The organism is Halocynthiibacter styelae, from assembly GCF_016123485.1.
GTDB classification, from domain to species: Bacteria; Pseudomonadota; Alphaproteobacteria; order Rhodobacterales; family Rhodobacteraceae; genus Halocynthiibacter; species Halocynthiibacter styelae.
On the sequence record NZ_JADCKQ010000005.1, the window covers coordinates 140,157 to 166,247 of the forward strand.

General features: G+C 56.7%; 30 protein-coding genes. 15 read left to right on the forward strand and 15 right to left on the reverse strand.

What is annotated here, in order from left to right; genetic code table 11:
- Positions 1 to 3 precede the first annotated feature (3 nt).
- Entirely contained in the window at positions 4 to 567 is a 564-nt protein-coding gene (locus tag H1D41_RS08575) for a histidine phosphatase family protein (protein WP_228848510.1), read from the reverse strand.
- Positions 567 to 1,160, reverse strand: a complete 594-nt coding sequence (locus H1D41_RS08580; protein ID WP_228848511.1) for a YqgE/AlgH family protein — start codon at positions 1,158 to 1,160, stop codon at positions 567 to 569. Before H1D41_RS08580 ends, H1D41_RS08575 begins: the two co-directional genes overlap by 1 nt.
- Before the next feature lie 121 nt (positions 1,161 to 1,281).
- On the opposite strand from H1D41_RS08580, the gene H1D41_RS08585 reads away from it, so the two are divergent.
- The gene (locus tag H1D41_RS08585; protein ID WP_228848512.1) at positions 1,282 to 2,100 is read left to right on the forward strand and encodes a protein-disulfide reductase DsbD domain-containing protein; all 819 of its coding nucleotides are present in this window, start codon (positions 1,282 to 1,284) and stop codon (positions 2,098 to 2,100) included.
- Here the strand turns inward: H1D41_RS08585 and H1D41_RS08590 are convergent.
- The 4 genes from H1D41_RS08590 to H1D41_RS08605 form a co-directional block, all read right to left on the reverse strand.
- Positions 2,091 to 5,441: an efflux RND transporter permease subunit gene (locus H1D41_RS08590; protein WP_228848513.1), complete on the reverse strand. Its 3,351-nt coding sequence runs from the start codon at positions 5,439 to 5,441 to the stop codon at positions 2,091 to 2,093. The two genes, H1D41_RS08585 and H1D41_RS08590, sit on opposite strands and share 10 nt — an antisense overlap.
- Positions 5,442 to 5,444: 3 nt before the next feature.
- Positions 5,445 to 6,899, reverse strand: coding sequence for an efflux RND transporter periplasmic adaptor subunit (locus tag H1D41_RS08595; RefSeq protein WP_228848514.1), 1,455 nt, complete (start codon positions 6,897 to 6,899; stop codon positions 5,445 to 5,447).
- Positions 6,900 to 6,988: 89 nt separating this feature from the next.
- Positions 6,989 to 7,519: a molybdenum cofactor biosynthesis protein B gene (gene moaB, locus H1D41_RS08600; protein WP_228848515.1), complete on the reverse strand. Its 531-nt coding sequence runs from the start codon at positions 7,517 to 7,519 to the stop codon at positions 6,989 to 6,991.
- Positions 7,520 to 7,530: 11 nt separating this feature from the next.
- Positions 7,531 to 8,316 carry a uracil-DNA glycosylase gene (locus H1D41_RS08605; RefSeq protein WP_228848634.1) on the reverse strand — a complete coding sequence of 262 codons (786 nt, stop codon included), beginning with the start codon at positions 8,314 to 8,316 and terminating at the stop codon, positions 7,531 to 7,533.
- A gap of 147 nt (positions 8,317 to 8,463) precedes the next feature.
- On the opposite strand from H1D41_RS08605, the gene H1D41_RS08610 reads away from it, so the two are divergent.
- The 6 genes from H1D41_RS08610 to H1D41_RS08635 all read left to right on the forward strand — a co-directional run bounded on the left by H1D41_RS08610 (position 8,464) and on the right by H1D41_RS08635 (position 13,218).
- On the forward strand, positions 8,464 to 9,423 hold the full coding sequence (locus H1D41_RS08610) for an aspartate carbamoyltransferase catalytic subunit (RefSeq protein ID WP_228848516.1): 960 nt from the start codon (positions 8,464 to 8,466) through the stop codon (positions 9,421 to 9,423).
- Complete coding sequence (locus H1D41_RS08615) at positions 9,401 to 9,880, forward strand: hypothetical protein (protein WP_107496731.1); 480 nt, start codon at positions 9,401 to 9,403, stop codon at positions 9,878 to 9,880. The genes H1D41_RS08610 and H1D41_RS08615 overlap by 23 nt, the downstream gene beginning before the upstream one ends.
- Complete coding sequence (locus tag H1D41_RS08620) at positions 9,877 to 10,350, forward strand: hypothetical protein (RefSeq protein WP_228848517.1); 474 nt, start codon at positions 9,877 to 9,879, stop codon at positions 10,348 to 10,350. The genes H1D41_RS08615 and H1D41_RS08620 overlap by 4 nt, the downstream gene beginning before the upstream one ends.
- Entirely contained in the window at positions 10,347 to 11,624 is a 1,278-nt protein-coding gene (gene pyrC / locus H1D41_RS08625; protein ID WP_228848518.1) for a dihydroorotase, read from the forward strand. The genes H1D41_RS08620 and pyrC overlap by 4 nt, the downstream gene beginning before the upstream one ends.
- A 6-nt stretch (positions 11,625 to 11,630) precedes the next feature.
- Entirely contained in the window at positions 11,631 to 12,236 is a 606-nt protein-coding gene (gene plsY, locus H1D41_RS08630; protein WP_228848519.1) for a glycerol-3-phosphate 1-O-acyltransferase PlsY, read from the forward strand.
- 79 nt (positions 12,237 to 12,315) lie between these two features.
- The gene (locus H1D41_RS08635; RefSeq protein WP_228848520.1) at positions 12,316 to 13,218 is read left to right on the forward strand and encodes a DUF805 domain-containing protein; all 903 of its coding nucleotides are present in this window, start codon (positions 12,316 to 12,318) and stop codon (positions 13,216 to 13,218) included.
- A gap of 131 nt (positions 13,219 to 13,349) precedes the next feature.
- On the opposite strand, the gene H1D41_RS08640 is transcribed toward H1D41_RS08635, so the two are convergent.
- Positions 13,350 to 13,607, reverse strand: coding sequence for a hypothetical protein (locus H1D41_RS08640; RefSeq protein WP_228848521.1), 258 nt, complete (start codon positions 13,605 to 13,607; stop codon positions 13,350 to 13,352).
- A gap of 294 nt (positions 13,608 to 13,901) precedes the next feature.
- Between H1D41_RS08640 and H1D41_RS08645 the strand changes: the two genes are divergently transcribed.
- From H1D41_RS08645 to H1D41_RS08665, 5 genes are all read left to right on the forward strand, one after another.
- Positions 13,902 to 14,378: a YHS domain-containing (seleno)protein gene (locus H1D41_RS08645; RefSeq protein WP_228848522.1), complete on the forward strand. Its 477-nt coding sequence runs from the start codon at positions 13,902 to 13,904 to the stop codon at positions 14,376 to 14,378.
- 109 nt (positions 14,379 to 14,487) lie between these two features.
- Positions 14,488 to 15,024 (forward strand): GbsR/MarR family transcriptional regulator, encoded by a 537-nt coding sequence (locus H1D41_RS08650; RefSeq protein WP_228848523.1) that lies wholly within the window; start codon positions 14,488 to 14,490, stop codon positions 15,022 to 15,024.
- On the forward strand, positions 15,005 to 15,517 hold the full coding sequence (locus tag H1D41_RS08655; RefSeq protein WP_228848524.1) for a hypothetical protein: 513 nt from the start codon (positions 15,005 to 15,007) through the stop codon (positions 15,515 to 15,517). The genes H1D41_RS08650 and H1D41_RS08655 overlap by 20 nt, the downstream gene beginning before the upstream one ends.
- Complete coding sequence (locus H1D41_RS08660) at positions 15,514 to 15,951, forward strand: hypothetical protein (protein WP_228848525.1); 438 nt, start codon at positions 15,514 to 15,516, stop codon at positions 15,949 to 15,951. The genes H1D41_RS08655 and H1D41_RS08660 overlap by 4 nt, the downstream gene beginning before the upstream one ends.
- An 11-nt stretch (positions 15,952 to 15,962) precedes the next feature.
- Positions 15,963 to 16,334 (forward strand): hypothetical protein, encoded by a 372-nt coding sequence (locus tag H1D41_RS08665; protein ID WP_228848526.1) that lies wholly within the window; start codon positions 15,963 to 15,965, stop codon positions 16,332 to 16,334.
- Positions 16,335 to 16,389: 55 nt separating this feature from the next.
- Here H1D41_RS08665 and H1D41_RS08670 read toward each other — a convergent pair whose 3' ends face one another.
- The 4 genes from H1D41_RS08670 to H1D41_RS08685 all read right to left on the reverse strand — a co-directional run bounded on the left by H1D41_RS08670 (position 16,390) and on the right by H1D41_RS08685 (position 19,512).
- Complete coding sequence (locus H1D41_RS08670) at positions 16,390 to 16,803, reverse strand: DUF1810 domain-containing protein (RefSeq protein WP_228848527.1); 414 nt, start codon at positions 16,801 to 16,803, stop codon at positions 16,390 to 16,392.
- Positions 16,803 to 18,173: a glutamate--cysteine ligase gene (locus tag H1D41_RS08675; protein WP_228848528.1), complete on the reverse strand. Its 1,371-nt coding sequence runs from the start codon at positions 18,171 to 18,173 to the stop codon at positions 16,803 to 16,805. The genes H1D41_RS08670 and H1D41_RS08675 overlap by 1 nt, the downstream gene beginning before the upstream one ends.
- A gap of 80 nt (positions 18,174 to 18,253) precedes the next feature.
- Positions 18,254 to 18,769 carry a hypothetical protein gene (locus tag H1D41_RS08680; RefSeq protein ID WP_228848529.1) on the reverse strand — a complete coding sequence of 172 codons (516 nt, stop codon included), beginning with the start codon at positions 18,767 to 18,769 and terminating at the stop codon, positions 18,254 to 18,256.
- Positions 18,766 to 19,512, reverse strand: coding sequence for a 16S rRNA (uracil(1498)-N(3))-methyltransferase (locus H1D41_RS08685; protein ID WP_228848530.1), 747 nt, complete (start codon positions 19,510 to 19,512; stop codon positions 18,766 to 18,768). The genes H1D41_RS08680 and H1D41_RS08685 overlap by 4 nt, the downstream gene beginning before the upstream one ends.
- Between H1D41_RS08685 and ubiA the strand changes: the two genes are divergently transcribed.
- Genes ubiA through H1D41_RS08700 form a run of 3 tightly spaced genes read left to right on the forward strand, consistent with a single transcriptional unit; the run spans position 19,513 to position 22,761 of the window.
- On the forward strand, positions 19,513 to 20,499 hold the full coding sequence (ubiA, locus tag H1D41_RS08690) for a 4-hydroxybenzoate octaprenyltransferase (protein ID WP_228848531.1): 987 nt from the start codon (positions 19,513 to 19,515) through the stop codon (positions 20,497 to 20,499). It begins immediately after the preceding gene.
- 53 nt (positions 20,500 to 20,552) lie between these two features.
- Positions 20,553 to 22,439 carry an OmpA family protein gene (locus tag H1D41_RS08695; RefSeq protein WP_228848532.1) on the forward strand — a complete coding sequence of 629 codons (1,887 nt, stop codon included), beginning with the start codon at positions 20,553 to 20,555 and terminating at the stop codon, positions 22,437 to 22,439.
- Complete coding sequence (locus tag H1D41_RS08700) at positions 22,432 to 22,761, forward strand: hypothetical protein (RefSeq protein WP_107496716.1); 330 nt, start codon at positions 22,432 to 22,434, stop codon at positions 22,759 to 22,761. The genes H1D41_RS08695 and H1D41_RS08700 overlap by 8 nt, the downstream gene beginning before the upstream one ends.
- Before the next feature lie 2 nt (positions 22,762 to 22,763).
- On the opposite strand, the gene H1D41_RS08705 is transcribed toward H1D41_RS08700, so the two are convergent.
- The 4 genes from H1D41_RS08705 to pgsA are packed head-to-tail and all read right to left on the reverse strand — an operon-like array spanning position 22,764 to position 25,999.
- Positions 22,764 to 24,566, reverse strand: coding sequence for a P-loop NTPase fold protein (locus H1D41_RS08705; protein WP_228848533.1), 1,803 nt, complete (start codon positions 24,564 to 24,566; stop codon positions 22,764 to 22,766).
- Between the two features lie 60 nt (positions 24,567 to 24,626).
- Positions 24,627 to 25,082, reverse strand: coding sequence for a molybdenum cofactor biosynthesis protein MoaE (locus tag H1D41_RS08710; protein WP_228848534.1), 456 nt, complete (start codon positions 25,080 to 25,082; stop codon positions 24,627 to 24,629).
- A 1-nt stretch (position 25,083) separates the two neighbouring features.
- Positions 25,084 to 25,335 carry a molybdopterin converting factor subunit 1 gene (gene moaD / locus H1D41_RS08715; protein ID WP_228848535.1) on the reverse strand — a complete coding sequence of 84 codons (252 nt, stop codon included), beginning with the start codon at positions 25,333 to 25,335 and terminating at the stop codon, positions 25,084 to 25,086.
- Position 25,336: 1 nt separating this feature from the next.
- A complete protein-coding gene (gene pgsA / locus H1D41_RS08720; RefSeq protein WP_228848536.1) occupies positions 25,337 to 25,999 on the reverse strand; it encodes a CDP-diacylglycerol--glycerol-3-phosphate 3-phosphatidyltransferase in 663 nt (220 codons plus the stop codon).
- Positions 26,000 to 26,091: the final 92 nt, after the last annotated feature.

Consider the following 26,091-nt stretch of genomic DNA (forward strand, 5'->3'; position numbering starts at 1 on the left):
GGATTAAACCCGCAGGGCGTTCTCTTCCCCATCTTTCAACTGGATCACGCAGCCCTGTTCTTTTGGCAGGACTGCCAGGTCCTCCATAGACAACCCCAGCCAGAGGCCCCGGATCACAACGGATGTGACACCATGGGTGACGATGACCGAGGGGCCAGAGAGGTGATCAAGGAATGAGATCACCCGGGCGCACATATCAGAAAATGTCTCACCATTCGGGCTTTGGAACAGCCAGTGGTAGTCGTCATAATCCCCTGTGATCTGTGTGCGGATTTCTGTGCGTGTCAGCCCTTCCCAGTCGCCGAATGCGACCTCTTGCAGGCGTTCATCCTGCGCAAAAGCCAAATCGTCCAGGGCAATCTGCGCCGTATGCACAGCCCGACCCTGAGGGCTTGCGAAACGATGGGGATAATCTGCCAGAAGCGGCTGCAAAATCTGATTTTGCTGCGCGGCATGGGCCTGACCAAGTTCCGTCAGATCAGAATTGCGGCGCCCCTGAAAGCGGCCCGCAAGGTTCCAGTCGGTCTGGCCGTGGCGCAGAACAAGAAGATCAGGCCAGTCACGCATCAGGCGTGGCCCGCGCTGCCGGACAGCATAATCGGATCAACGCCCAGGCTTTGCAGCGCTGCGGTCCAGAGATCTTCCGGCGCGGTTTCAAACACCAGTTCTGGTGTCGCATCACAGGTCAGCCAGCCGTTTTGCAGGATTTCACCTTCAAGCTGCCCGCCACCCCAGCCGGAATAACCCAGCGCCAGGATTGCTTTCGCAGGCCCCGTCCCATCAGCCATATCCCGCACCACATCTTTGGTCGCAGACATGGCGAAGTCATCATCCACCTTCAGAACACCGTCGTCCGGCATATATTCCGGCGAATGCAGCACAAAACCACGGCCCATTTCAACCGGGCCACCGAAATGCACGTTGGGTTCATGGGTGCGGCGGATATGTGGGATTTCCAGCTGTTCCAGCAGATTCGGGAAGGTCACGTCAGCCGTTGGTTTGTTGATGATCAGCCCCATCGAGCCATCATCGGAATGCGCACACATGAAGATCACGGATTTCTCAAACCGCGGATCCCCCATAGAGGGCATAGCAATCAGAAGCTTGCCGCCAAGATCTGCGGAAGTCTGCTCTGTCTGGTTATTTTCAGCCTGTGTCATACCCCATGATATGACTTTGGCGCGCGGCAGGTGCAAGGGGTAAGCGGCGGAAAGATGCGGGCTGGCGTGTGCTCGCTGCAATGTGAGTTTTCTTTCGGGGGCGGGTGGTTATGGTGGGCGCATGAAAAAGACTGCTGCATTTGCCCTCACCGCCCTGATGTCTCTGGCCCTGCCGGGTGCCCCTGTGCTTGCCCAGGGGTTTGAAAGTGTGCGCGATGCGCAGGTTCTGAATGGCTGGCGGGAACGCGATGGCAGGCGGATGGCCGCCTTTCGCATTGATCTGCATGAAGGCTGGAAGACCTATTGGCGCGCGCCGGGGGAAACCGGCATTCCGCCACAGTTTGACTGGTCGCGGTCGCGCAATGTGGCCTCTGTGCAGTTCCACTGGCCCCGCCCGGGCATTCACGAGAATGCCGGTGTGCGCACCATCGGCTATAAAGATGCGCTGGTGCTGCCCGTAGAGATCACACCGATTGATCCCGCACAGCCGGTGCATGTGGATGTCCAGATGCAGCTTGGGGTTTGCGAAGTTGTCTGCATTCCGCTGACGCTGGATTTCACCGGACACCTTGAAGACAACAACGGGCCGGGTGCGGAACAAAGCGATATTCGTGCGGCCCTTGCCCGCCGTCCGCAAAGCGGGCAATCCGCCGGGATGGGGCGGGTCAGATGTGATGCCGCGCCAATTTCCGATGGTATCACCTTGACCGCTGACCTGCCCGGCCACCGGGTGGGCAATGATGATGTGGTGGTGTTTGAACTGCCGGATCAACAGATCTGGGTCAGCTCTGCGCAACTGTCCCGCGATGGCAACAGCCTGCTGGCGCAGGTGGATATGGTCCCGCCGTCCGCCACGCCTTTTGCGCTGGATCGGTCACAGGTGCGGATTACTGTGATCGGGAATGAGCGCGCAGTGGATATTCAGGGCTGTCACGGCTGACGTTTCAGCCCTGCAATCAGGCGGGTAACGATCAGAATTGTTGCAGATGCCAGCAGGAAAATCACAAACGCTGAACTGTGCGCGGACCCCGTCAACATAGGGACGAACCCCGGCAGACCACCCGTCAGCAGCACGCTGCCGAAGGTCGCAAGGAAAACTGCAGCCATTGCTGCCCCGCAGCCCAGAAGCACCGGATACAGTTTCGTCCCCGGCTTGCGCAATCCGCGCCTCAAGGCGGTGACCTGACGTTTCAGATCAAGCTGCATCGCCAGAAGCGCTGGCACCACAAGCAGCACCAGAATCATGCCAAATCCCAGGCCATAGACCAGGGTGATCACCGTGGGTTTCAGGAATTCGGCCTGAACAGACCGTTCAAACAACAGCGGCGCAAGGCCCAGAACTGTGGTCAGCGTGGTCAGCATGACGGCGCGCAGACGGTCACAGGTGGCCTCGATAATCGCAGAAATACGGTCACGGGTTTCCGAGTATTCCTCAACCGTGGTCACAAGCACGATGGAATCATTGATGATGATCCCCGTCATGCCAATCAGACCCACAACAGAGAACATCGACAGCGGAATTTCCCAGCTGGCATGTCCGAAAATCGTGCCGATCAGACCGAAAGGCACAATTGCCAGAACCACCACCGGGCGCATCCAGCTGGAGAAAATCCAGGCCAGCGTCAGATAGATCCCGATCATACACAGGGTGAAGCCAAGGAAAGCGTCCGACAGGAATTCCTGTTCCTGTTCCGCAAGCCCCGCAATGCGGAAGGCCACCTGATGATCGCTTTCAATACCGGGCAGGATTTCACTGCGCAGAGTCTCGTTAATCTCTGCCGCACGCGCCGGATCATCCTCAGAGATATCGCCGCTGACCGCGATCAGGCGAATGCCATTTTCGCGCCGCACGGTGGAAAACCCCTTGCGGCTTTCGACGGTGACAATATCTGCAAGCGGGACATATTCGCCTTCGGGCGTGCGCAGGTAGGTCCGGTCCAGAAAATCAGCGGTCAGCTCAGCCGCTGGCAGTTCCACCCGGATCGCCGCAGAACGCGGACCATCCGGGAATGTCGCAGCTTCGATCCCGCCAAGACGATTGCGCAGCACACGCCCCAGCCCGTCAATGGTGAAACCCAGCGCCTGGCCCTGGGGGGTGAGTTCCAGGATCAGTTCTTCCTTGTCATAGGCCAGGTTGTCTTCCAGCGCCGACACCTCAGGATATTGCTGCAATCTGGCTCTCAAAGCCTCAGACGCCGCTTTCAGCGTATCGGCATCGGCACCGAAGAATTCCACATACAGGCTGTCATCCCCCGGGCCAGATCGTGACCCCCGGAAACTGACGGTTTCGGCGCGGGGGTGATTGCGTACTTCTTCCTGAATGTCGGCGACAAATTTAAACGCCGACCAGGGGCGCAGATCTGCGTCAATCAGTTCAATCGCGATGCTGCCCAGCTGATCCGGCGTTTTCCCATCCGTGCCGGACAGGCCGCGCCCGGTGTTTCCGCCGACTTCGGCCAGCACGTAACTCATGGGCCAGGTGCCGTATTCTTCCTCATAGCGTTTGCCCATCGCATCCGCCGCACGCTGTAATTCGCGCATCATTTCAAGGCTGTCTGCACGAGTGGCACCGGGGGCCATGGCGAAGTTACCATAGATTGACGACCGTTCCGGCCCGTTGAAAAACCGCCATTGCACATCGCCACGAATAAACACCGCCGCCTGGGTCGCCAGCAGGAACACTGCGCCCGCCAACACCGCGTAACGCGCGCGCACGACCCAGTGCATCAGAGGGCGAAACCCGGTTTCGCGCAGCCAGCGAAAGCCTTTGTTCACCTGACGGTTGGGCCAGTCGTACCAATGTTCCTTCGCACTGTGGGTCAAGGCGTGGGCCATATGGTTGGGCAGGATCAGGAAACATTCCACAAGCGATGCGGTCAGAACGGCAACCACGGTGAAGGGAATGTCTGAGATCAGATCGCCAAAGCGCCCACCCACCACTGTCAGGCCAAAGAATGCAATGATCGTGGTGATTGTGGCAGAAAACACCGGAGGCGACATGCGGATCGCGGCGTTTTCCGCGGCGATATGCGGGGCCTCGCCCAGGCGACGGGCGCGGAAATCGGCGTGTTCCCCGACAACAATCGCGTCATCCACCACGATGCCAAGCGTGATGATCAGCGCGAACAGCGACACCATATTGATCGTCAGCCCCGACAGATACATCAAGGCAATCGTCGCAAGCATAGCCACGGGAATGCCGGCAGCAACCCAGAAGGCGATACGGGCATTCAGGAAGAGGAAAAGCAGCAGCAGCACAAGCCCCAGCCCCACCAGGCCGTTATCAAGAAGAATGTTCAGACGGCCGGAAATTGCTTCGGCGCGGGTGCGGATCAGATCAACGGAAACCGCTTCGGGCAGGACTTCGCGCAGCTCGGCAACCACCCGTTCCACATCGCGTTGCACCGCAATGGCATCGCCCTGGGCGGAACGATCCACCCGCATGGAAATTGCCGGGTGTTCCCCGACGAAATAGGCGCGCTCCCGGTCCACGCCTTCGCGGGAAATCCGGGCGACATCGCCAATGGTCAGACGGGATCCATCACCGTTCACCCGCAGAACAATCGCCTCTACCTGGTCAACCGAACGGGTCGCGGTGCCGGTGCGCACACGGGTGTTGGTGCCTGTGACGTCACCTGCGGGATCTGAATCGACCTCACCCGCGATGGCCTGGGCGATCTGTTCCATGGTCACATCATGGCGGATCAGGGCCTGCATCGGGGTTTCAACAAGGATTTCGCCAGCCGCCACACCCCGGATTGTCGTACGCGTGACACCGGCGGCAAACAACCGTGTCACCAGTTCATCGGCAAAGCGCCCCAGCTGCGCCACATCCACAGGACCGGCAATCACCACATCGGTCACGCGATCGCGCCAGTTGCCCCGCCGCACATTCACATCTTCGGCGTCTTCGGGCAGGTTTGTCACCGCATCCACCGCAAGCTGCACATCGTCGGACGCCCGGCCCATATCGTGGCCCGGTTCAAATTCCAGCCAGATGCTGGCGCTGCCTTCGCGGGACGAGGCCTCTGACGAGGTCACACCGTCCACCGCCAGAAGCGCGGGTTCAAGCAGCTGCACAATGGCGCTGTCAACGTCTTCCGCCCCGGCGCCTTTCCAGACAGCAGACACGGTGATGCCCTCAACGATCACATCCGGGAAGAACTGAGTGCGCATCTTCGGCAGGGCAGCCATGCCCAGCGCGATCATCATCACCAAAAGCAGGTTGGCAGCAGTGCGATGGCGGGTGAAATAAGACAGAATGCCCCGGGCGCGTGACATGGATCAGCCCCCCATGCGGGATTCAATGCGTTCCACCACACGGGCGGGCACGCGGGGTTCCGCAAGCTGGTTGAGAACACGGGACCGTGCGTCATCCGGCATACGTTCATTCGCCTGCACAAAGGCAATCAGCGCCGCGCGGCGATCATCACTCAGCTCAATCAGTTCGTCTGCCTGCACTTCAGGTGCATCCGGATCAATCGGACGCACAAGAATGCCCGCACCCAGCAAGGGCGAACGTTCCGCAACAATGCGTTGCCCGGCCAGGCCGTCTGCCGCAACGATCACATCATTGCCCTGACGGCGCAAAAGTTGCGCAGGCAGCGACAGCAGACGGTTTTCGTCATTCACCGCCAGCACCGTGCCATCCGCATCCCAGGCGGTGGCAGGCAGCAGGGCGACATTCTGCAACTGAGGTTCCTGCAGTTTCACCGTGACAAAATCACCGGGGCGGAATCCTGCGGTGGTTTCAAGCCGGGCAAACAGCAAGCGCCCGGTCTGTCCGGCCCCCACGGTGCCGCTTTCGCGGGTCACACGTCCGGTGCTGGTCAGATCAACGCCAAGCACATCCAGGGTGACGGTTACAGGCAGGCTGTTCAGCGCACCGCTATCATCCAGAAGTCGGCTGTATTGCGCGGTGGACGTGCGGAAGGACACCTCAAATTCTGACGCATCGGTCAGGGTTGCCAGGCGTTCATTCGTTGACAAAAGCCCGCCCTGAACCACGGAAACCTCGCCCAGGGTGCCGGTGAATTCTGCGAATACCTCAGTATCTTTCAGACGGCGTTCGGTGTCCGCAACCACCAGCTCCTGGCGCGACAACCCGGTTTTCGCCTGATCAAGCCGGGCCTCAGCCTGGGCCAGGGACAGACGACGCGACACCACAGCCTGAACCGCCTGAGACCCCGCAAGTTCAGCTGTTTCCACGCTGGCTGCTGTCCCCGCACCCCGGGCCAGAAGATCCCTCTGACGTGAAAGCGCGGCCTCACGCAGATCGCGCTGGGCCTCTGATGCGGTCAGGTCATCCTGCGCAAGCACCAGGGAACGTTCCGCATCCCGCAGATTTGCCTGTGCTTCGGCCTGACTGTTCAACGCACTGTCCAGCGCTGATCGTGCCTCTGCCGGATCGACCCGCGCCAGAAGCTGGCCTGCCTGCACAACACCGCCATCGACAAAATTATCGGCCAGTTCAATCACCCGGCCCGCCGTTGCCGCACGCAGTTCCAGGCTGCGGCGCGCGCGGATTTCACCGAAAAGCGTCAGTTCAGGATGCAGATCCTCTGCCTCGGGCGTAATGACATTGACGGAAAACACGCGTTCACGTGACCCGGCCCCATATTCGCGACCTTCGCCGCGTGACGAAAGTGCTGACAGCACGGTCAGCACGGACATGGCAAGCAGACCAAGGGTCAGCGCAAGAATGAAAAGCCCGGTCAGGCTACGTGTGAGAAACCGCATGGGGATCCTTCCGACGTGGCAAAAGCCCGCGCGAACGGCCCGCACGGGTCATAGATCAACTGTATTACACTGTTATACGTTGGCCAGTTTTATTTCCGTCGCTCACTTTCGGTGAGACGTGGAAAAATTTCGACAAAGTTACAAGGCATGTGGCGGTAATCAAGCTGATGCTGCAGAATTTCATCCCAGCCATCCTTACACGCGCCAGGACTGCCGGGCAGTGCAAACAGATAGGTGCCATTGCAGACACCACCAGTGGCGCGGCTTTGCACGGCGGATGTGCCGATCTTTTTGATTGAAATCATGGTGAAAAGCGTGCCGAAAGCTTCGATCTCTTTTTCATAGATATCGCGATGCGCCTCAACCGTGACATCGCGCCCGGTCAGGCCTGTGCCGCCGGTGGAAATCACCACGTCAATTTCAGGATCATCACACCAGGTGCGCAGTTGCGCGGAAATGTCAGCCCGTTCATCCGGGATAATATCGCGCGCGGCCAGAATGTGCCCCGCCCCTTCCAGACGTTTCACCAGGGTGTCACCGGATTTATCTTCCGCAAGCGAGCGGCTGTCAGACACCGTCAGAATTGCGATACGGGTGGGGATGAATTCACGGTCGGACATTTGGGCCTCTGTTATGATCTGAGTTTCGCCTGAATTTCCAGAAGGTCATGCCAGGCTTCGCGTTTGGCTGCAGGTGTGCGCAACAAATAAGCCGGGTGGAACATCGGCATGACGGGAACATCATGGGCCTGCGCCCAGGTGCCACGCAGGCGGGTAATGCCGCGTTTTCCCAGCAGCGCGTCACAGGCGATATTGCCCATCAGAATGATCACATCCGGTGCGATCAATTCGATATGGCGCTGGATAAACGGGCGCATCATGTCGATTTCTTCCGGCAGGGGGTCACGGTTCTGGGGCGGACGCCAGGGCAGAATATTAGTGATATAGACAGCTTGCTGTGCGTCGGTGGCGTCGCGGGCCATATCAATCGCGCCCAGCATTTTATCCAGAAGCTGCCCGGCGGCACCGACAAAAGGTTTGCCAGCCCGATCCTCATCCCGGCCCGGCGCTTCGCCAATCACCATCAGGCGGGCGGCGGCATTGCCATCGGAGAATACCAGATTGCGCGCGCCCAGCTTCAGTTCGCAATGCTCAAACGCAGCCAATGCGGCTTCCAGGGCTGCCAGATCCGGGGCACGCGCGGCGGCGGATTTTGCTTCTGCAACCGGATCAGGGCCAACTTCTTCATGAAGAGGAACAACCTGTTGCGGCGCTTGCGCTGGTTTTGCGGCAGCCGCCGGTTTTGCAGGCATTTCATATCGATTCACCGGTGCTTCCAGGCAGGCTTCATCCGCCCCCAGTTCGGCCTGCCATTCAAGGGCCGCGCGCAATTGCCAGTGATCCATAGATTCGAGCATCATAGCCCAAGATTACGCGACCCCTTCCGGGAAGGAAACCGGCCATTTCAGCACAGAGCGAAGACATCCGTCAGGATGGATGAGCGCGCCCTCTTGCCCCATGTGCCCTCTCGCCCTTATAAGCAGGAAAATCATGATGGAGTTCGCATGACCATCCGCGCAAAACATCTGCTGGGGATTGAAAATCTCGCCCCGGATGAAATCACCACCATTCTTGATCTGGCGGATCAATATGTGGATCTGAACCGGCGTCAGGTGAAACATTCCGATGCGCTGGCGGGCCTCACCCAGATCAATATGTTCTTCGAAAATTCAACCCGGACGCAGGCGAGTTTTGAGATCGCGGGCAAACGCCTTGGCGCGGATGTGATGAATATGGCGATGCAGGCCTCTTCCATCAAAAAGGGCGAAACCCTGATTGATACCGCGCTGACGCTGAATGCGATGCATCCGGATATTCTGGTGGTGCGTCATCCGCATTCCGGTGCGGTGAACCTGCTCGCATCCAAAGTGAATTGCGCGGTTCTGAATGCCGGTGACGGCAAGCACGAACATCCGACCCAGGCCCTGCTGGATGCCCTGACCATCCGCCGCAAAAAGGGGCGTCTGCATCGTCTGTCTGTTGCGATCTGCGGCGACATCGCCCATTCGCGCGTAGCACGTTCCAACATTCTTTTGCTGGGCAAAATGGAAAACCGCGTGCGCCTTGTTGGCCCGCCCACCCTGATGCCCTCTGAAGTGAAAGAGCTTGGCGTTGAGGTTTACGATGACATGCGCGAAGGGCTGAAAGACGTGGATGTCGTGATGATGCTACGCCTGCAGCGGGAACGTATGGATGGCGGCTTTATTCCGTCGGAACGCGAATATTACCACCGCTATGGTCTGGACGCTGAGAAACTGTCTTACGCCAAGGACGACGCGATTGTGATGCACCCAGGCCCAATGAACCGCGGCGTTGAAATTGACGGCACGATCGCCGATGACATCAATCGTTCCGTTATTCAGGAACAGGTCGAAATGGGTGTGGCTGTGCGCATGGCCGCGATGGATCTGTTGGCACGCAATCTGAAAACAGGGTCAGAGGATGAACAAGCCGTATACGCCTGAGCTGCCTGAGGATGAAAGGCTGCTGGTGACGCTGCGGCCGACACTGAAGGCCTTTGCCATTCCCCATGGTATTATGTTGGTGTGTGCCATGACGTTCGGCTGCTGGCTTTATCTGCCGCAAGGCCTTTTACAGGCGATACTGGCCGGGCTGGCTGTTTTCGTCATTCTGTTTGCGTTTACAGCCTGGCTGAAAGGCAGTGGAGAAATCGAATTCTCCTGGCTCATGAACCTGCGCAACCGCTGGTATGTCACGCCCTTCCGGATCCTGATCGGAACACCTTATGTGGAACATGTGATTGATATGGAGGATATTGATTACATTGCAGTCCGGTTTTGGTGGAGCATGACACTGTACTGCAAAGACGGCACAAAACATCGCCTTGATTACGTCTGGAAACCTCGCCAGACCCGCGCATGGATCCTCAGCATACACCGACAGATGAAGAGCACAACATGAACTCCTTATATCGCAGTCTTGAACCCACCGCCGCCCTGAATGACGGGGAACATGTGGTCACCAGCTTTTACGCGGACAAACGCATCTATATCCGCGATCACATCTGGCTGGCGGTGCTTGGGATCATTTTTGGCATGGGCGTGCTGTGGCTGATGGGGAACCCGCATTTCTGGACCGGCGCTGTCGGGGCCGTCTTTGCAGTGGCTGTACGCGGGTTTTATCTGGCGTCTGACGATCTGAAAGCCCGCTGGGATCTGACCAATCAGCGCGCGATGGGGCCACAGGAACGCATTGCAGATCTGACCGAAATCCGCGAAGTCAAAACCCTGGGCAGCGCCGCACAGATCATCACCCGCAGCGGGCTGAAACATCTGATCCGCTTTCAGGCAGATCCGAAGGATATCGTGCGTCAGATCGAAGAGGCACGGGTAAAGGCAGCACTTCAGACATCCAACGGGACAGAAACATGAAAACACTGCTGACAAATGCCCGCCTGATTGATCCCGAAGCCGGCACCGAAACAACCGGATCTCTGCTGATTGAAGATGGCATAATCACAGCTGTCGGCAGCGAGGCTGATCCCCATGGGGCGGACAAGCAGATTGATTGTCAGGGCAAATGTCTGGCGCCGGGGATTATCGACATTGGCGTGAAGATCGGCGAACCGGGTGAACGTCACAAGGAAAGCTATCGCACGGCGGGGCTTGCCGCTGCGGCCGGTGGTGTCACAACCATGGTGACACGCCCCGACACAACGCCCGCGATGGATACGCCCGAAGCGCTGAGCTTTGCCAACCGCCGCGCAAGTGAAGTCGCACCTGTGAATGTGTTGCAGATGGCCGCGCTGACCAAAGGGCGCGACGGGCGTGAAATGGTTGAAATGGGTTTTATGAAAGACGCCGGTGCGGTTGGCTTCACCGATTGCGATCACGTCATCCGCGACCCCAAGGTGTTTTCCCGCGCGCTGACCTATGCCCGGTCCCTGAATGCGCTTGTCATGGCCCATCCGCAGGAACCAGACCTCAGCAAAGGTGCGGCTGTGACCAGCGGAAAATTTGCATCCCTGCGCGGATTGCCAGGTGTTTCTCCGATGGCCGAACGTATGGGGCTGGAACGGGATCTGGCCCTGGTCGAGATGTCAAAAGCCCGCTATCACGCGGATTGCCTGTCCACATCCGCTGCCCTGCCCGCCCTGAAACGTGCGAAAGAGGCCGGGCTGGATGTCACCGCCGGCACCTCGATCCACCACCTGACGTTAAATGAATTTGACGTCGATGATTACCGCACTTTCTTTAAGCTTAAACCGCCGCTGCGATCTGAAGACGACCGCAAAGCGATGATTGCAGCTGTGGCCAGTGGATTGATCGATACGCTGTCATCCTTCCACACACCGCAGGATGAAGAAAGCAAACGCCTGCCCTATGAAGAAGCGGCTTCGGGCGCGGTGGGTCTTGAAACCCTGCTGCCTGCCGCCATGCGCCTGTATCATTCCGGCGATCTGACCCTGCCGCAGCTGTGGCGGGCCATGTCACTTGCCCCGGCCAGACGTCTGGGCCTTGCCGCGGGACGCCTGACCGCTGGTGCACCGGCGGATCTTGTCCTCTTTGACCCTGACGCACCTTTCGTAATGGATCGTTTCAGGCTACGGTCAAAAAGCAAAAATACCCCCTATGACGGCGCAAGAATGCAGGGAAAAGTGTTGATGAGTTTCGTTGCCGGACAACCTGTATTTCAAAAGGACTGATCGCCAATGCCTATTATTGAAACATCCCAAAGCATGCTGATTCTGGTCGGGCTGCTGTCTTATCTGCTGGGATCAGTTCCCTTTGGCCTGGTCGTCACCCGGATGATGAACCTCGGCAACCTGCGCGACATCGGATCCGGCAATATCGGCACAACCAATGTCCTGCGCACCGGCAGCAAAAAAGCCGCCGCCCTGACCCTGCTGCTTGACGCAGGCAAAGGCGCGGTTGCGGTTCTGATTGCCCGGGCGGTGTTTGGCGAAGATGCAGCACAGCTTGCAGGGCTTTGCGCCTTCCTTGGCCATCTTTTCCCGATCTGGCTGAAATTCAAAGGCGGGAAAGGTGTTGCGACCTTCCTGGGCCTGATGCTGGCCCTGAATTTCTGGGTCGGGCTTTTGTGTTGTGCCACATGGCTGATCATCGCTGGCGGCTTGCGTATTTCATCTATGGCCGCCCTGATCAGCGTTGCATCTGCCCCGCTGTGGATGTTCATGCGCCTTGAAGGCCAGATGCTGATGCTGGGCCTGATCCTGACCATCCTGGTCTATATCAAACATGCGCCAAACATCCGGCGTCTGAAGAATGGAACCGAACCCAAAATCGGTGAGAAATAAATCCGGAAGGGTCATATTTCTGCCGTAAAAGCCGATAAAACAACCTTAAGAAGATTTTAGTTTCTGAGGTTACCAGTCGATGTTTGCCACCGCCGTTGAGAATTTCATTTTCCGGGGGTTTAACCCTTTCGGGCAAGCATCCCGTTCTGAATACTGGATCGCTTTCCCCCTGATCTGGGTCATCATGCTGTTTTTGCTCAGGCTTGATATGGGCCTGGTGATTGATCAGCTGGCAAATCGTGAAAAACCATCGCTTACCCCCCTGAGTTACAGCGTCTTCACCGTTTTTGTTCTGACACTCATACCCCGTGTCACACTCACCATGCGGCGTCTCCAGGACGCGGGTTACAGTCCGAAATGGGCCTTTGCCCCTTATACTCTGTTCCCGCTGTTCATCGGCTTTTGTGTCATCGCAGCCATTGCAGCGTTCACGAAGCTGACCGCAACAATTTCTGATGCTGATGACCCTGCGGTGATGACAGCCGCGATTGTGGCCATGTCCCTGATGGCGTCAAAAGAGATGGCCTGGGAAGTGTTCTTCGCCCTTGGAACACTGCTTCAACAAGGGAACCTGTTTGACCTGGTGCTTGATGGCATCGCCATGCTCAGCCTGCCCGAGATTCCCCAGGCGACGGCCTTCACCCCGATTGCGGAGCCGGGTGTTGCGGCACAATTCGCCACCCAGACAGCCCAGGCCCGGCTGATGATTTTTGCGGGGTACTGCCTTATTCCACTGCTGACCTGTTCGCTCTGGCTGGCTGGTGTTCTCAGCCCTTCTAAGATGAGCGAAAGCAGCTTCAGAATGGCCCCGCAGGCAGATCCTGCAACCGGGCAGGAAAAGAAAGGGCATAATCCCTATGCGGCCTATGCGCTTCTGGCGGGTGAAAAGAAAGAACGGACGGCAACCGATGTGGCCCGGGACAAGGCAGAAGTCCGCGCGTTGTATAAGCGACGGGTATTGGGTCAGAAAGAGCCTGAATAGCAGATAAAAGGTCCCTCCAGTTCCAGACCATAAAATTCATCCGGCCCTGTCGCTCGCTGTCATTTTGACAGGCCAGTCTTCCGCCCGCATAAGAATGCTGACCTGAGCCTCCCCGGCTCAGGTCTTTGCTTTTATGAAGATTTGTTCTCCAAAGCATCTGCTGTGCGTTTGGTGTTGTGGTAAATGCCCAGGAACAGATAGGACATGCCGCCAAACATGATCAGATAAATCGCGCCTCCAAACAGCATCAGGAAGCCAGGCAGAGCGCCACCGCCCTGATAGGATGGGGTTGAAAAAGCAATGACAGAGCCGATCAGAACACCAATCCCCATCAGAACAATCACAACGGCAATCAGCTTTTCAAAAGCACCAATAAAAAAGTCGCGCATTTCATTCTCCTTAATATGCGATCTGCAATGATACAGGTGAATGTCGCTAGCACGGTGCTTTTTGCTGGTAAACCGTTTCCGTTCACGATTCCCGCCAATTTCACGCCTGAACCAAATCAATTTTTCTGCTGGTTTGCGCGCAGATATTGCGCACACATGCACATACACATTTAGTTGTCTTGTAAGTGAACCGATCTGTCATGAAATATCACTGCATGAGACGGCACTTGTCCCGACCGTCTTGTTCAGAGTTCGAGATATGCCCTTCGGGGTCAGATGAAAGAAAGGTCCATTATGAACTTCATTAAAACTGCCGTAACCGGCATCGCCCTCTCCGCCGCACTGGTCACTTCTGTTTTCGCAGCAGGCACCGATGTAAACGCAACCCCAACCGGCCTGGCCCTGCAGGGTTATGACCCGGTCGCTTACTTCACCGATGGCGAGCCAACCAAAGGCGACTGGAACATCAGCGCGGAATACAACGGCGCAACCTACCGTTTTGCGTCTGAAGAGCACAAAGCAACCTTCGAGGCAGATCCGGAAGCATACGCACCAGCATACGGCGGCTACTGTGCATTTGGTACTGCGATGGGTTTCAAATTTGACGGCGATCCAACTCTCTGGAAAATCGTTGACGACCGCCTGTACCTGAACCTGTCCCCTGCTGTACAGGAACGCTGGTCTGAAGACATTCCGAACCTGATCAACGCTGCAGACACCAACTGGACTGACATCGCGGATGTGACACCGGAAGAACTGCAGGCACAATAAGCCTTCACAAGACAGAACAGAAACGGCGGTGGGGAACCATCGCCGTTTTTTATTTGATCTGCATCAGATTTATGTTATTTCTGTCATAACAGAAATTTCAGGAATCACCATGCAACTGACACCCGCCATGCAGAACTTCATCCTTCACTGGGGCGAAATGGGCTCTAAGTGGGGCGTAAACCGCTCTGTTGCACAGATTCACGCGCTGCTGCACATCGCCCCGGACGCGATGACAGCAGAAGAGATCTGCGACACGCTGAACCTGGCGCGTTCCAATGTATCAAACGGGCTGAAAGAACTGCAAAGCTGGAAGCTGGTGACCTCCAGCCGTCAGCTTGGGGATCGTCGCGATCACTTTACCTCAATCCGGGATATGTTTGACCTTGTGGATATGGTGATCAAACAACGCAGGGAGCGCGAGTTCGCCCCGACAATTTCTGCGCTTGAAGCCGTGATGGATGAGGCCGACCAGGACCAGACACCACCCAAGGTGCGCGAACGTATGGGCGAAATGCTACGCGTTATGAAGATGTTTGACGACTGGTATCTCGATTTCTCCCGCCTGCCCCGCGCCATGCACCTGGCCGTCCTTAAACTTGGGTCCAAACTGGTCCGTTTCATCCCGGGTGGACGTTCGGACGACTGACATCAAAAAAATTTGTGAGGTAATTTCTCAAATGACAGAAATAACAAAAATAAAGGAAACCAGTTGCCGCCCTTTTGTTGGCTCTCTCATTTTCGCGATGATTGTTGGGCCCATACTTATAACACTCGTCCTGGCGCCCGTGCCCGGGGTCAATCTGGTGATATTCTTCGCTTATATATCTGGCATGCCTTCCTATCTGGGCATTGGCATACCTGTCATGATCCTGGCCCTGTGGTATTTCCCTCCTTCGATATTCCTGTTCATGTTTGCAGCTTTGCTGACGCAGGCCTGTATTGCTCTGATAACCGGCCTGATCCCGCCCGACATGATCCCCAATTCACAAAGTGATATTCTTCCCTTCCTCACACATGGTGCAGTGCCGGGGCTTATCTTGGGTCCGATCTGGGCCATGTTCAGCGGTTGCCTCTATATGCGCACCCTGGCTGCATCCGGTGATCACCCCAAACAAATCGCGCAGGAGGGCGGGATATGATGCATCACTCAAAACAATCACCTGAGCTACGGCACCCCATTGATCCGGTTGCCTTCTTTCTGGCGATGGCCGCAGGGCCGCTTCTGGTGGCACTGCTGGGTTTCCCCCTGCTTCTTATCCCCGTCTTTGCACTGGTCATCGGAGGTCCATTGTATCTCGCAATCGGAATACCGGTCATGCTGGTGACACTCAGCCGGAACAGAGCCTCCGCAAGGCTTTTTGGATGGAGCGCATTGCTAACATTTACAGCCCTGCTATGCGCAAGTGCCCTGATTGTTGCCCTGGCTCCGGCACATACATTCGCGCACGACATGGGCGGCGCAGTTATTCTTTCCCTCTTCGGCTTTGTCTTTGCCCCGCTCTGGGGCAGCACAAGCGGCTGGCTTTATACATGCTGGCGCCGCGAGATCTATTCCCACCCTGTTACCCTCTGAAAGGAAATACCATGTTACTGTCTCTCTATTTCGCTCTGGCCCTTGCCCTGACCATCACCCTTGCGGGTATGATCCTGAAGGTTGGCGCATTGCTTGGCGAGTGCCCGGACAGCGGACGCGCCGCCAAAGCCGCCGCCGTCACCATCGCAACCGGATATACCGCCGTTGGCTTTGGCGGGCTGATCCTGATTGGCGCAGGCTATGTCGCGATTGCCCCGGGTGAACTGGCAGGCCTGCTGGGGGCGCTTGGTCTGGCGTCGCTTTGCCTTGGGCTTGGGTTCAGCAATGCGGTTGTCACCCTGCGCGCAGTTGTTGATCGGGCCATGAACCCGCCACGCCCGGAGGCACCCGCACTCCCCGTGCCCGAAGCAGCCCCGGCCTGAACAAAAATGGCGACAGAGTGATCTGCCGCCATTCGAACTTTCACCAGAAATCCGGTCACTCTTTCTCTAAAGCAGTGATCGTTTTCTCACAGGGGATATCATCGCAAAACGCCCTCAATACATGTGAGAAAACTTCATTCTCACCACATTCCCTGAACAAGGTCATGGAAGATCGCAGCTTCATGGCGTCTGTTCCACCAAGAATATCTTCTGCACTATGGCCCACATGTATCAACAGCGCTTCGCAACAGATGAAAAGCCGTTTTCCCAACACGTCATCCGAAAGAAGGGCTTCAGCCTCTGCACGCCCGGATATACCAAAGAAATGCGCCCGCGGAGAACGGCCAAGAACGCGCAACTGAGGAAAGATAAACCACATCCAGTGGCTTTCTTTTTTCCCAGCCCTCAGTTCGGCAAGCGCCGTTTCATAATGCGCCTCCTGGGCAGGTATGAAACGGCCCAGATCCATCAGTAGCTATGCGCCGCGAAGATCTTTGTCAGATCGCCGTCCCATTCACCGTGATATTGTTCCAGCAGTTCATCCGCAGGGGTTTTGCCCGTTTCCAGACTGTCCTTCAGCGCATTCAGGAAATGTGTTTCATCCGGCACCATGCCACCGGCACCGGCACGGGCGCGGGCTTTCAGGCCGGCTTCGGAGATAGACACAACTTCACGCGCCAGGTCATGCATATTGATGCCTTCGACCTTTGCCTGAAGGCCATCGACAGACGCGGCAACCCGCAGCGCTTCGCGTTGCTCCGCAGACCAGCCTTTGACCAGATCCCAGGCAGCATCCAGTGCAGACTGATCATACATCATGCCAACCCAGAAGGCAGGCAGGGCACACAGGCGACGCCATGGGCCACCATCGGCCCCGCGCATTTCCATATATTTCTTGATCCGGGCTTCCGGGAAAGCGGTGGTCAGGTGGTCAGCCCAGTCAGACAGGGTTGGGGTTTCGCCGGGCAGCGCAGGCAGTTTACCCTGCATGAAATCGCGGAAAGACATGCCAAGCGCGTCGATATATTTCCCGTCGCGATAGACAAAATACATCGGCACATCAAGGGCATAGTCGACCCATTTTTCAAAGCCCATGCCGTCTTCAAACACCCATGGCAGCATACCTGTGCGCGCGTCATCCAGATCCCGCCAGATACGTGACCGCCAGGATTTGTGACCGTTTGGCTTGCCCTCAAAAAAGGGCGAATTGGCAAACAATGCGGTCGCAACCGGCTGAAGCGCCAGTGCCACGCGCAGCTTCTGCACCATGTCGGCCTCAGACGCGAAATCAAGGTTCACCTGCACAGTACACGTGCGGCGCATCATGGAACGGCCCATGGTGCCAACCTTTTCCATATAAGCATCCATCAGCTTATAGCGGCCCTTTGGCATCAACGGCACTTCGTCATGTTGCCAGATCGGGGCGGCCCCGAGGCCAATAAACCCAACGCCAATCTCATCCGCGATATCTTTGACTTCGCGCAGGTGAACATTCACCTCATCACAGGTTTCATGGATGGTTTCCAGCGGGGCACCGGACAATTCAAGCGCACCACCTGGTTCCAGCGATACATTTGCGCCATCTTTTTCAAGACCGATCAGATGACCACTTTCCCGCACTTCCGCCCAGCCATGGCGATCGCGCAGACCTTCCAACACGGCCACAATGGACCGTTTACCTTCAAATGGCAGCGCCTTCAGCGTGTCTTTGCAATACCCGAATTTTTCGTGTTCCGTGCCAATACGCCAGTCGTCTTTCGGCTTACAACCCGACGACAAATATTCCGCAAGCTGATCACGATGTTCGATCGGGCCTCCGCCGGACTGAGGGATAGACATGGGCATTTCCTTTCCTGCGGGCGCGTAGGTTCTGGCGCGGATCTTAAGCACTTAATCGGTAGCGATGAAATTACCAGTGTTCAATCGCGTTTTTGCCATATCAGAAAGTGATCACAGATGGTTGAAGACGACGCTTTTATAACTTTTTCGTAGTCCACACCGGGAAAAGTGGCGAGCAGATCAAAAATTGTATCGCCCTGGGCCGCACTGCCAGCCACTTCATGGCGGCTGCCGTCAAACAGGGTGAAATACCAGAACAGATCTTCTTCCACCGGGCCGCGGTCATTGGTTTCGATTTCGATCTTTACCACATCATCCAGGGAAAACCGTGTGCCCCCGTCTGCGGTGAACCAGCTGAAACGGCGTTCAGTGACCTCGATCACGCCTTTGCCGCCTTCACGCTGACGCAATTTCGCCCGGCGGATCGCATTCCAGCACAGGCCCAGACCCACAAGAAACACCAGCGCGCCGACAAGCTTCACCGCGCCATACAGCCGCAAAAACATCCAGAGCCCGACCAGCAGAAAGGCCACCCCTTCCAGCACACCGCGATAACGGCGGAAATGGGCCGCAACTTCTGGTCGGATAAAGCTCATCCCCAGTCCCCCAGCTGTGCCTGCCACAGGGTCAGCGCCGCAACGGCGGCCGTGTCTGCGCGCAGGATACGCGGGCCAAGGGAAATAGCGTGGGCATTGGGATGGGCTTGCAGAGCCGCACGTTCATCTTCAGAAAACCCGCCTTCGGGACCAATCAGAATGGCCCAGGGGGCACCGGGATCTGCCGGAATTTCTTTCAGGGACGTGGGCTGGCCCGCTTTGCTTTCATCACAAAACAGGATCTGACGATCTTCAGGCCAGGTGGCCAGCACATCCGACAGTTTTTCCATTGCCTCAATACCCGGTACATAGGTGCCACCGCATTGTTCAGCGGCCTCAATCGCCTGCAGATCCATTTTATCCCAGCGAATTCGGTCAAAATGCGTGAACTCGGTCATCACCGGGATAATTTCACGCACCCCCATTTCTGTGGCTTTTTCAACGATGAAAGACGTGCGGTCTTTCTTCACCGGTGCAAACACCAGCCAAAGGTCGGGCGGCAGAAGCATCGGCTTCACCTGATCCTGGCAGACCAGAATGCCATTCTTTTTGTTCGCGACCACAATATCCGCCAGATATTCGCCGTCGCGGCTGTTGATCAGTGACACCTGCGTGCCTGCTTCCAGCCGCATAACGGCAAAAAGATAGTTTGATTGCTCCCGCGTCAGCGCAATGGATTGCCCCGGGGCGAGATCATGGTCTACATAAAGTCTGATTTTTGCACCTGTCATAAGGCGAAACATATGTCCGCAGATCCCGGAATGCCAGAGGGCACAGAGTCCGAGCACCATAAGAATGGCCAGGTTGCTGACGCATATACCGGCAATTGGGTGGATCACCGTGCCCCGGCCTGGACCCGCCCCTATCTGCGCCTGTCCCGGGCGGACCGGCCTATCGGCACCTGGCTTTTGCTTTTGCCCTGCTGGTGGGGGCTGACACTGGCGGCGGCCATGGACGGATTTGTGCTGTTTGATCTCTGGATCGCGGTGGGCTGCACCATTGGCGCGTTTCTGATGCGCGGTGCGGGCTGCACCTGGAATGACATCACAGACCGCAACTTTGACGGTCAGGTGGAACGCACACGGTCCCGTCCTCTGCCCTCTGGTCAGGTGACCGTGAAGCAGGCGCTTGTATGGATGTTCATCCAGATGGGCATCAGCGCGCTGGTTCTGATCACGTTTAACCTGAACACAATCCTGCTGGCGCTGTCTTCGCTGATCTTTGTCGCGATCTACCCTTTCGCCAAACGTTTCACCTGGTGGCCCCAGGCCTTCCTGGGGCTCGCGTTTAACTTCGGCGCGCTTGTTGCCTGGACCGCCCATCGCGGGGTTTTGGAAACACCGGCGGTGCTGCTGTATATCGCGGGCATCATCTGGACGCTGTTTTACGACACGATCTATGCCCATCAGGACAAAGAAGACGACGCGATGATCGGGGTGAAATCCACCGCGCGCCTGTTCGGGGACAACACCGCCGCCTGGCTGCGCCGTTTCCTGATGCTGTCTGTATCTGTCATGGCGCTTGCGGTGATTTCAGCTGTGATCATGAAGGGCAACGTCCTGGCGCTTGTCATCGCAATTGGCGGCCCCTGGGCTTTTGGCATGCACCTGATGACCCAGATCCGTCGCCTGAAAATTGATGATCCGGATGCCTGCCTGCGCCTTTTCCGCGAAAACCGGAACACCGGTCTCATCCCTGCGCTGTTTTTCGCCGTTTCCGCCATGCTGTGATTGAAAACTGGCCCCGCCAGGCGTAAGCATATCGCAAGCAAGAGAGAGACAGGATGCAGCTTAAATCCTTTGTAGCCATTTTTACCGTTTTTACCGGCGTTGCCGCCCTGTCCCTGTTGATTGCAAATGTTTCTGTCGACCGGATTGAACGCAATTCCGAAGACGGCGTGCGTCGTGCCCTGTTGCTGAAAGGCGAAGACTGGGCACAGGTCGAAGCCGAAGGTCTGCACCTGCGCCTGACCGGCGTTGCACCGCGTGAATCCGCCCGCTTTCATGCCCTGACAATTGCCGGCGAGGTCGTCGATTCCTATCGCATCCGTGACGATATGCAGGTCGAAGCCAGCGCCGGGTTTATCCCCCCCGATTTCTCTGTCGAAATTCTGCGCAATGATGATCATATTTCCCTGATCGGCCTGATCCCGGATTCCACAGATCGGGCGCAGATCGCTGAAACCCTGTCTGATCTTGTCGGCAGTGACACGGTGTCCGACATGATGGAAACCGCAGATTATGACCCGCCCACCGGCTGGAACCTTGCCATGGCCTATGCGGTGGATGCCCTTGCCACACTGCCCCACAGCAAGATTTCCGTCCATCCCGGACGTGTCATCGTCGAAGCCAACAGTGAAAGCACGGATGACCGTGACCGCCTGAAACGGGAACTGTCCCGCGCGATCCCGTCTGATCTGGAAGTGCAGCTTGATATTTCCGCCCCGCGCGAAGTTGTCTCGCCCTTCACCCTGCGTTTCCTGCGTGAAGATGGTCAGGGTCGCTTTGACGCCTGCTTCACCGACACCGACCGCAGCCGCCTGCAAATCCTGCGCGCTGCCGAAGCCGCCGGACATGAAGGCCCGGCCAGTTGCACAATCGCACTTGGCAACCCATCGCCCAAATGGGGCGAAGCTGTCAGTCTTGCGCTGAATGCCCTGGCTGAGGTCGGGGATGGATCTGTCACGTTTTCTGACACGGACATCACCCTGATTGCCGCCGAAAGCAGTGACGCCGACACATTTGAACGCGCGACATCGCAGCTGCAGTCCGAACTGCCGGACCTGTTTAACCTGCACACGGTTTTCCCCGTCACCGAGGAAGAAGCCGAAGTTATGCCACCGGAATTCTCTGTAACGCTCAGCCCGGAAGGGCAGGTGCAATTGCGTGGCCGCATGACCGATGAGCGCACCAAAGCCGCCGTCGAAAGCTATGCCAGCTCGCGCTTTGGCGCCGATCAGGTCTATGCCGCCACCGATCTTGACCCGGAACTGCCCGAAGGCTGGCCGGTGCGTGTTCTGTCCGGCATCGAAGCCTTGGCCTTCCTTGAAAACGGCGCGGTTGAGATCCTTGAAAACCATGTGTCCGTGCGCGGCAAAACCGGCAATCCGGATGCAAACGCAGATATCGCGCGGGTGTTGTCAGAAAAGCTTGGCACATCTGAGGATTTCGCCATTGATGTGGAATATGTCGAAGCACTTGATCCACAGGCTGACCTGCCCAGCGGCGAAGAATGTGTCCAACAGATCAACGCCATTCTGACAAATACCAAACTGGCGTTTTCACCGGGTTCTGCGAATATCGCGCCGGGCAGTGGTGATACGCTGACGGCCATTGCAACGGCAATGGAACGCTGCACCCATGTGAAAATGGAAATCGCCGGGCATACCGACAGCCAGGGCCGCGAAGCCATGAACGAACAGCTCAGCCAGTCGCGCGCAGATGCGGTTCTGAATGCGCTGATGTCGCGCCGTATCCTGACAGAAGGCTTAAGCGCCAAAGGCTATGGCGAATCCGATCCCATCGCCAGCAATGAGACCGAAGAAGGCCGCGAAGCCAACCGCCGGATCGAATTTACCCTGGTGGATGACGCACCGGACGCAGAAGAAAACACCGACGAAACCGCAACAGAAGAAACTGCGGAAGAGACAACAGAGGCAGGCAATGAATAACAGAACCGAACTGATCCTGATTATCGCAGTCATCCTCTTTGTGACCTTCCTGCTGGGCTGGTTTGCCCATTGGCTGGTGAATAAGTTCACCCGCGTGTCGCAGGGCGATCTGGGCGAACTCGATAACATGGCGCAATCCCTGCACGAGGCCGAAGAAACCCGCGACCAGGCCATCACCTGGGCGCATCAGCGCGAGGCCGAAGTCACAAACCAGCTGACCCAGACCGAAGCCGAACTTGCCGCCGCCATGGACGGCCTGCGCGCCGCCCGCCAGGAAGCCGAAGAACTCCGTGCCTGGATCGAACGCCAGAATCAGGGCTAAAATTACTCAGCTCTCATGTGGCGTTGAAGAAACAAGCGCATTTGCGCCAGGCAGATCACGGATACATTCCCGGCCTGGCGCTCAAGTTCCTGCTTTAATGCAGCTATCCAGTCCTGTTCCTCCGCAAGCCCCTGTCGATGTGGGCTTGTGCGATTGCCAATTGTATCAAACACCAGCACTGCGGTAATCTCGCGCTCTTCGATAAAGTATCGCAGCAAAATACGGGCAACATCTGCGACATCCAGATGATGCAGAATCGCAGCATAACTGTAGTTATGCACACCTGCCTGTGCTTCCAACTGTTCTCTGAACGCAACGGGATCACTTCGAAGATCCGCGAACAATTGCGCGGCAACATCCGGCAAGGCGCGTTCGTAAGCTGCATCCATCTTCTGTTTTAGCAGCCTCACCAGAACCCGCGCCCGGAGATCAGGTTTAAATGCACGCCCTTCGTATATAATTCGCCCGAACTCTGCATCAAACCCATAGCCTTCCCGATCCCTTGTCGTGGCAGGCAAGCGCGTCGGCAACAGCTCCCGGTTATCTAGTTCATGAATATATTTACAAAATTCACGTGCATTCTCTTTCGAACAAAAGTCATCAAAGTACGCCCCTTTAAACTCTCGTGCACCATACAATTGCAGGATCTCTCCCGGTTCCGTTATCTCAAACCGCTGCATCCGTTGCGCAATCCGGTCTTCCAGCGCAATCAGTTCAGTCTCATCCTCATCTGCCCATTCCCAGAGACGCACCCAATCCGACTTCGCCTCTGTCTCTCTGAACTGATGTGTTTCATGCAGCGCTTCATTGATAACAGCATATGACGCATATCCATCGCCAATCAATTTCCTGCCAAGCTCAGCTGAAAATACAGTGTTATAAGCAGCATCAATTTCTGCCTTCACCTGATCTCTTTTCAACAGGTGAAGGGGGTGGTTTTCGTCTCCGCCACCAAGAGAATGAAATATCGCAACCTCACCGCGATTAACCAGGTCTTCCTTTGAAATCCGCCCCTCGTGAAAGGCCATATGTAACGCCAGAAATGTGCGCACCAGTCGTTCCAGTGGCTCGTGAAAAGTCCGCATATCCGGTGCTATCTGATCAATCAGATCGACAGCATCCCGAAGAGCACGCAGAAGTAATCGCAGATTATTATGCTTTGCATCGGCAAATGTTTCCCGGATCACATCCTGCCGCAGTTGCAGGAACTTCCTACCCGGCCCATCCGGCAAGCGCACCCAGACCGTTGTCAATGCCGCCCCAATATCAGGTTCAATCGTAACAACCTGACCAACCAGCTTTTCCCGGATCGCTGCCAGTTGCTTCTTTTTCGCACCCTTAACACTGTTGCAGACAAGAATGACGCGCTTGCCCTCATGTTCAACAAATCCGTTGATCAGGCCCCAAAGCTGTTTCGGATCAATCCCACAGCGTTCGACATCATCAAAGATCAGGGTATCGGGAAGGCTGTCAAAGGCGATCTCTGTCATATTGACCTTTGTCAGATCAACCGAACACCCGGCAACCGTTACCCCACTTACAAACTCAGAAATGCGTTTTCCCCATTTCTCTGTTTGCTCGGACCATGGTTTAAGCGCCCGGACAAGTGCCCACTCAAACTCTTCTGCAGTGTGAACATTGAAAAGCGATACATACAGTCGCGTTTCATTCGTTTCGTGATCGGTCACCTTCCGGATAAAATGGGTCTTCCCGCTGCCCCAGGGCGCATCCAGCATCAGTGCATAGCCGGGTTTCTTAACGGTCAGATATTTCGCGACAACCCGTTCTGCAATCTCATTTGCCAAATCAAATCTCCTGCTTAAATCATCAGCAGGGTACGGGCGATCCAGGTGTCGGGCAATATGTTACCGGGTCTGATCCCAGCGGCTCAGCGCGTCTTCGTCCTCGGCCTTACTGGCAACCCAGGAGGTGTTGTCGGACGTCACTTCGCGCTTCCAGAAAGGCGCGCGGGATTTGAGGTAGTCCATCAGGAATTCTGCGGCTTCAAAGGCATCTTTGCGGTGCTTTGAACCGGTCGCAACCATCATGATCTGATCGCCCGGGCGCATTTTGCCAAACCGGTGGATAATCAGGCAGCCGGACAGCTCCCAGCGCGCCCGTGCGTCCTCTGCAATCTTCGCCAGGGCCTTTTCCGTCATGCCCGGGTAATGTTCGATTTCCATCACATCCAGCGGCGTGCCGGGCAGATCGCGCACAAGGCCTGTGAAGGTCACAATTGCGCCTGCACCTTCCTGGGCATCGGAAAACGCCTGGGCCTCTGCGCCGAAATCAAAGGGCGCTTCCTGAACGCGGATATCCATGTCAGCCGCCGGTCATAGGCGGAAAGAACGCCACTTCGCGTGCGCCCGCCAGAGAGGCATCAAATTCCACCAGTTCCTGATCAATCGCCACCCGAAGTGATGTGAGATCGGCAAAAGCAGTCTCATACCCTTCGCCCTTCGCCAGCAGTTCCCTCACCAGATCACCGGCTGTTGCGGCCTCTGTTTCCACAGTTTCCCGCGGGACACCGACATGTTCGCGCAGCCAGGCAAAGTAAAGCACATCAAGCGCCATCTTATTCTTCCTTCAGATAGGGGCGGGCTTTGGCGAAGTAATCCCAACCCGTCAGCAGAGTCAGAATGGCCGCACCCCAAAGCAGCAGAACACCACCATGCCAGGTCAGATATTCGCCGTAGTAACTGCGTACAATATGCAGGTCATCCGCGATTTCGCCCGCAAAAATCTGATCTACAATTGCCGCATCCATACCATAGGTATGCATGAAGAAGTAATGTTCAAACATCCCACTGGCGAACAGCACAGCGATCGCCACCATCTGCACAGTGGTCTTCCATTTCGCAAGTTTTGTGACCTTCAGAAGACCCGCTTTAGCGCCCAGGAATTCCCGCAGGCCGGACACAAAGACTTCCCGGAAAATAATGATCGTCGCGGGCAGAAGGATCCAGGGGTTCATGCCGGAGAACCCCGTGATCACCAAAAGCGCAATCACCACCATCGCTTTGTCAGCAATCGGGTCCAGCATCGCGCCGAATTTCGTTTCCTGCGCCCAGGCCCGGGCCAGATAGCCGTCAACAAAATCGGTGATTGCCGCAACCGTGAACAGGCACAGCGCAAACCAGTCCGCCCAGGGGCGGTTGAAGTACAGGAACATCACCGCCACACCAGGGGCCGCAAAGAGACGCATTACAGTCAGGATATTCGGGATTGTCCAGGTCATAGGGTCTTCTTACTCACTTCACGGTTTGGAGGAAAGGCAACAATGATACGCATCCCCCGGCACATTCCGTCGCAGCATAGCAGGGTTAACGC

Excerpts from the sequence above, each read along its gene's own strand:
- H1D41_RS08695 (WP_228848532.1), top strand. The coding sequence starts at position 20,553 with ATGCAGCTTAAATCCTTTGTAGCCATTTTTACCGTTTTTACCGGCGTT.
- H1D41_RS08675 (WP_228848528.1), bottom strand. The coding sequence starts at position 18,173 with ATGTCTATCCCTCAGTCCGGCGGAGGCCCGATCGAACATCGTGATCAG.
- H1D41_RS08700 (WP_107496716.1), top strand. The coding sequence starts at position 22,432 with ATGAATAACAGAACCGAACTGATCCTGATTATCGCAGTCATCCTCTTT.
- moaB (WP_228848515.1), bottom strand. The coding sequence starts at position 7,519 with ATGTCCGACCGTGAATTCATCCCCACCCGTATCGCAATTCTGACGGTG.
- H1D41_RS08645 (WP_228848522.1), top strand. The coding sequence starts at position 13,902 with ATGAACTTCATTAAAACTGCCGTAACCGGCATCGCCCTCTCCGCCGCA.
- H1D41_RS08665 (WP_228848526.1), top strand. The coding sequence starts at position 15,963 with ATGTTACTGTCTCTCTATTTCGCTCTGGCCCTTGCCCTGACCATCACC.
- moaD (WP_228848535.1), bottom strand. The coding sequence starts at position 25,335 with ATGGCGCTTGATGTGCTTTACTTTGCCTGGCTGCGCGAACATGTCGGT.
- H1D41_RS08660 (WP_228848525.1), top strand. The coding sequence starts at position 15,514 with ATGATGCATCACTCAAAACAATCACCTGAGCTACGGCACCCCATTGAT.
- H1D41_RS08620 (WP_228848517.1), top strand. The coding sequence starts at position 9,877 with ATGAACTCCTTATATCGCAGTCTTGAACCCACCGCCGCCCTGAATGAC.
- H1D41_RS08680 (WP_228848529.1), bottom strand. The coding sequence starts at position 18,769 with ATGAGCTTTATCCGACCAGAAGTTGCGGCCCATTTCCGCCGTTATCGC.
- pgsA (WP_228848536.1), bottom strand. The coding sequence starts at position 25,999 with ATGACCTGGACAATCCCGAATATCCTGACTGTAATGCGTCTCTTTGCG.
- H1D41_RS08615 (WP_107496731.1), top strand. The coding sequence starts at position 9,401 with ATGAACAAGCCGTATACGCCTGAGCTGCCTGAGGATGAAAGGCTGCTG.
- H1D41_RS08710 (WP_228848534.1), bottom strand. The coding sequence starts at position 25,082 with ATGGATATCCGCGTTCAGGAAGCGCCCTTTGATTTCGGCGCAGAGGCC.
- H1D41_RS08605 (WP_228848634.1), bottom strand. The coding sequence starts at position 8,316 with ATGCTCGAATCTATGGATCACTGGCAATTGCGCGCGGCCCTTGAATGG.
- H1D41_RS08635 (WP_228848520.1), top strand. The coding sequence starts at position 12,316 with ATGTTTGCCACCGCCGTTGAGAATTTCATTTTCCGGGGGTTTAACCCT.
- pyrC (WP_228848518.1), top strand. The coding sequence starts at position 10,347 with ATGAAAACACTGCTGACAAATGCCCGCCTGATTGATCCCGAAGCCGGC.
- plsY (WP_228848519.1), top strand. The coding sequence starts at position 11,631 with ATGCCTATTATTGAAACATCCCAAAGCATGCTGATTCTGGTCGGGCTG.
- H1D41_RS08590 (WP_228848513.1), bottom strand. The coding sequence starts at position 5,441 with ATGTCACGCGCCCGGGGCATTCTGTCTTATTTCACCCGCCATCGCACT.
- H1D41_RS08595 (WP_228848514.1), bottom strand. The coding sequence starts at position 6,899 with ATGCGGTTTCTCACACGTAGCCTGACCGGGCTTTTCATTCTTGCGCTG.
- H1D41_RS08685 (WP_228848530.1), bottom strand. The coding sequence starts at position 19,512 with ATGTTTCGCCTTATGACAGGTGCAAAAATCAGACTTTATGTAGACCAT.
- H1D41_RS08585 (WP_228848512.1), top strand. The coding sequence starts at position 1,282 with ATGAAAAAGACTGCTGCATTTGCCCTCACCGCCCTGATGTCTCTGGCC.
- ubiA (WP_228848531.1), top strand. The coding sequence starts at position 19,513 with ATGTCCGCAGATCCCGGAATGCCAGAGGGCACAGAGTCCGAGCACCAT.
- H1D41_RS08610 (WP_228848516.1), top strand. The coding sequence starts at position 8,464 with ATGACCATCCGCGCAAAACATCTGCTGGGGATTGAAAATCTCGCCCCG.
- H1D41_RS08640 (WP_228848521.1), bottom strand. The coding sequence starts at position 13,607 with ATGCGCGACTTTTTTATTGGTGCTTTTGAAAAGCTGATTGCCGTTGTG.
- H1D41_RS08575 (WP_228848510.1), bottom strand. The coding sequence starts at position 567 with ATGCGTGACTGGCCTGATCTTCTTGTTCTGCGCCACGGCCAGACCGAC.
- H1D41_RS08580 (WP_228848511.1), bottom strand. The coding sequence starts at position 1,160 with ATGACACAGGCTGAAAATAACCAGACAGAGCAGACTTCCGCAGATCTT.
- H1D41_RS08650 (WP_228848523.1), top strand. The coding sequence starts at position 14,488 with ATGCAACTGACACCCGCCATGCAGAACTTCATCCTTCACTGGGGCGAA.
- H1D41_RS08670 (WP_228848527.1), bottom strand. The coding sequence starts at position 16,803 with ATGGATCTGGGCCGTTTCATACCTGCCCAGGAGGCGCATTATGAAACG.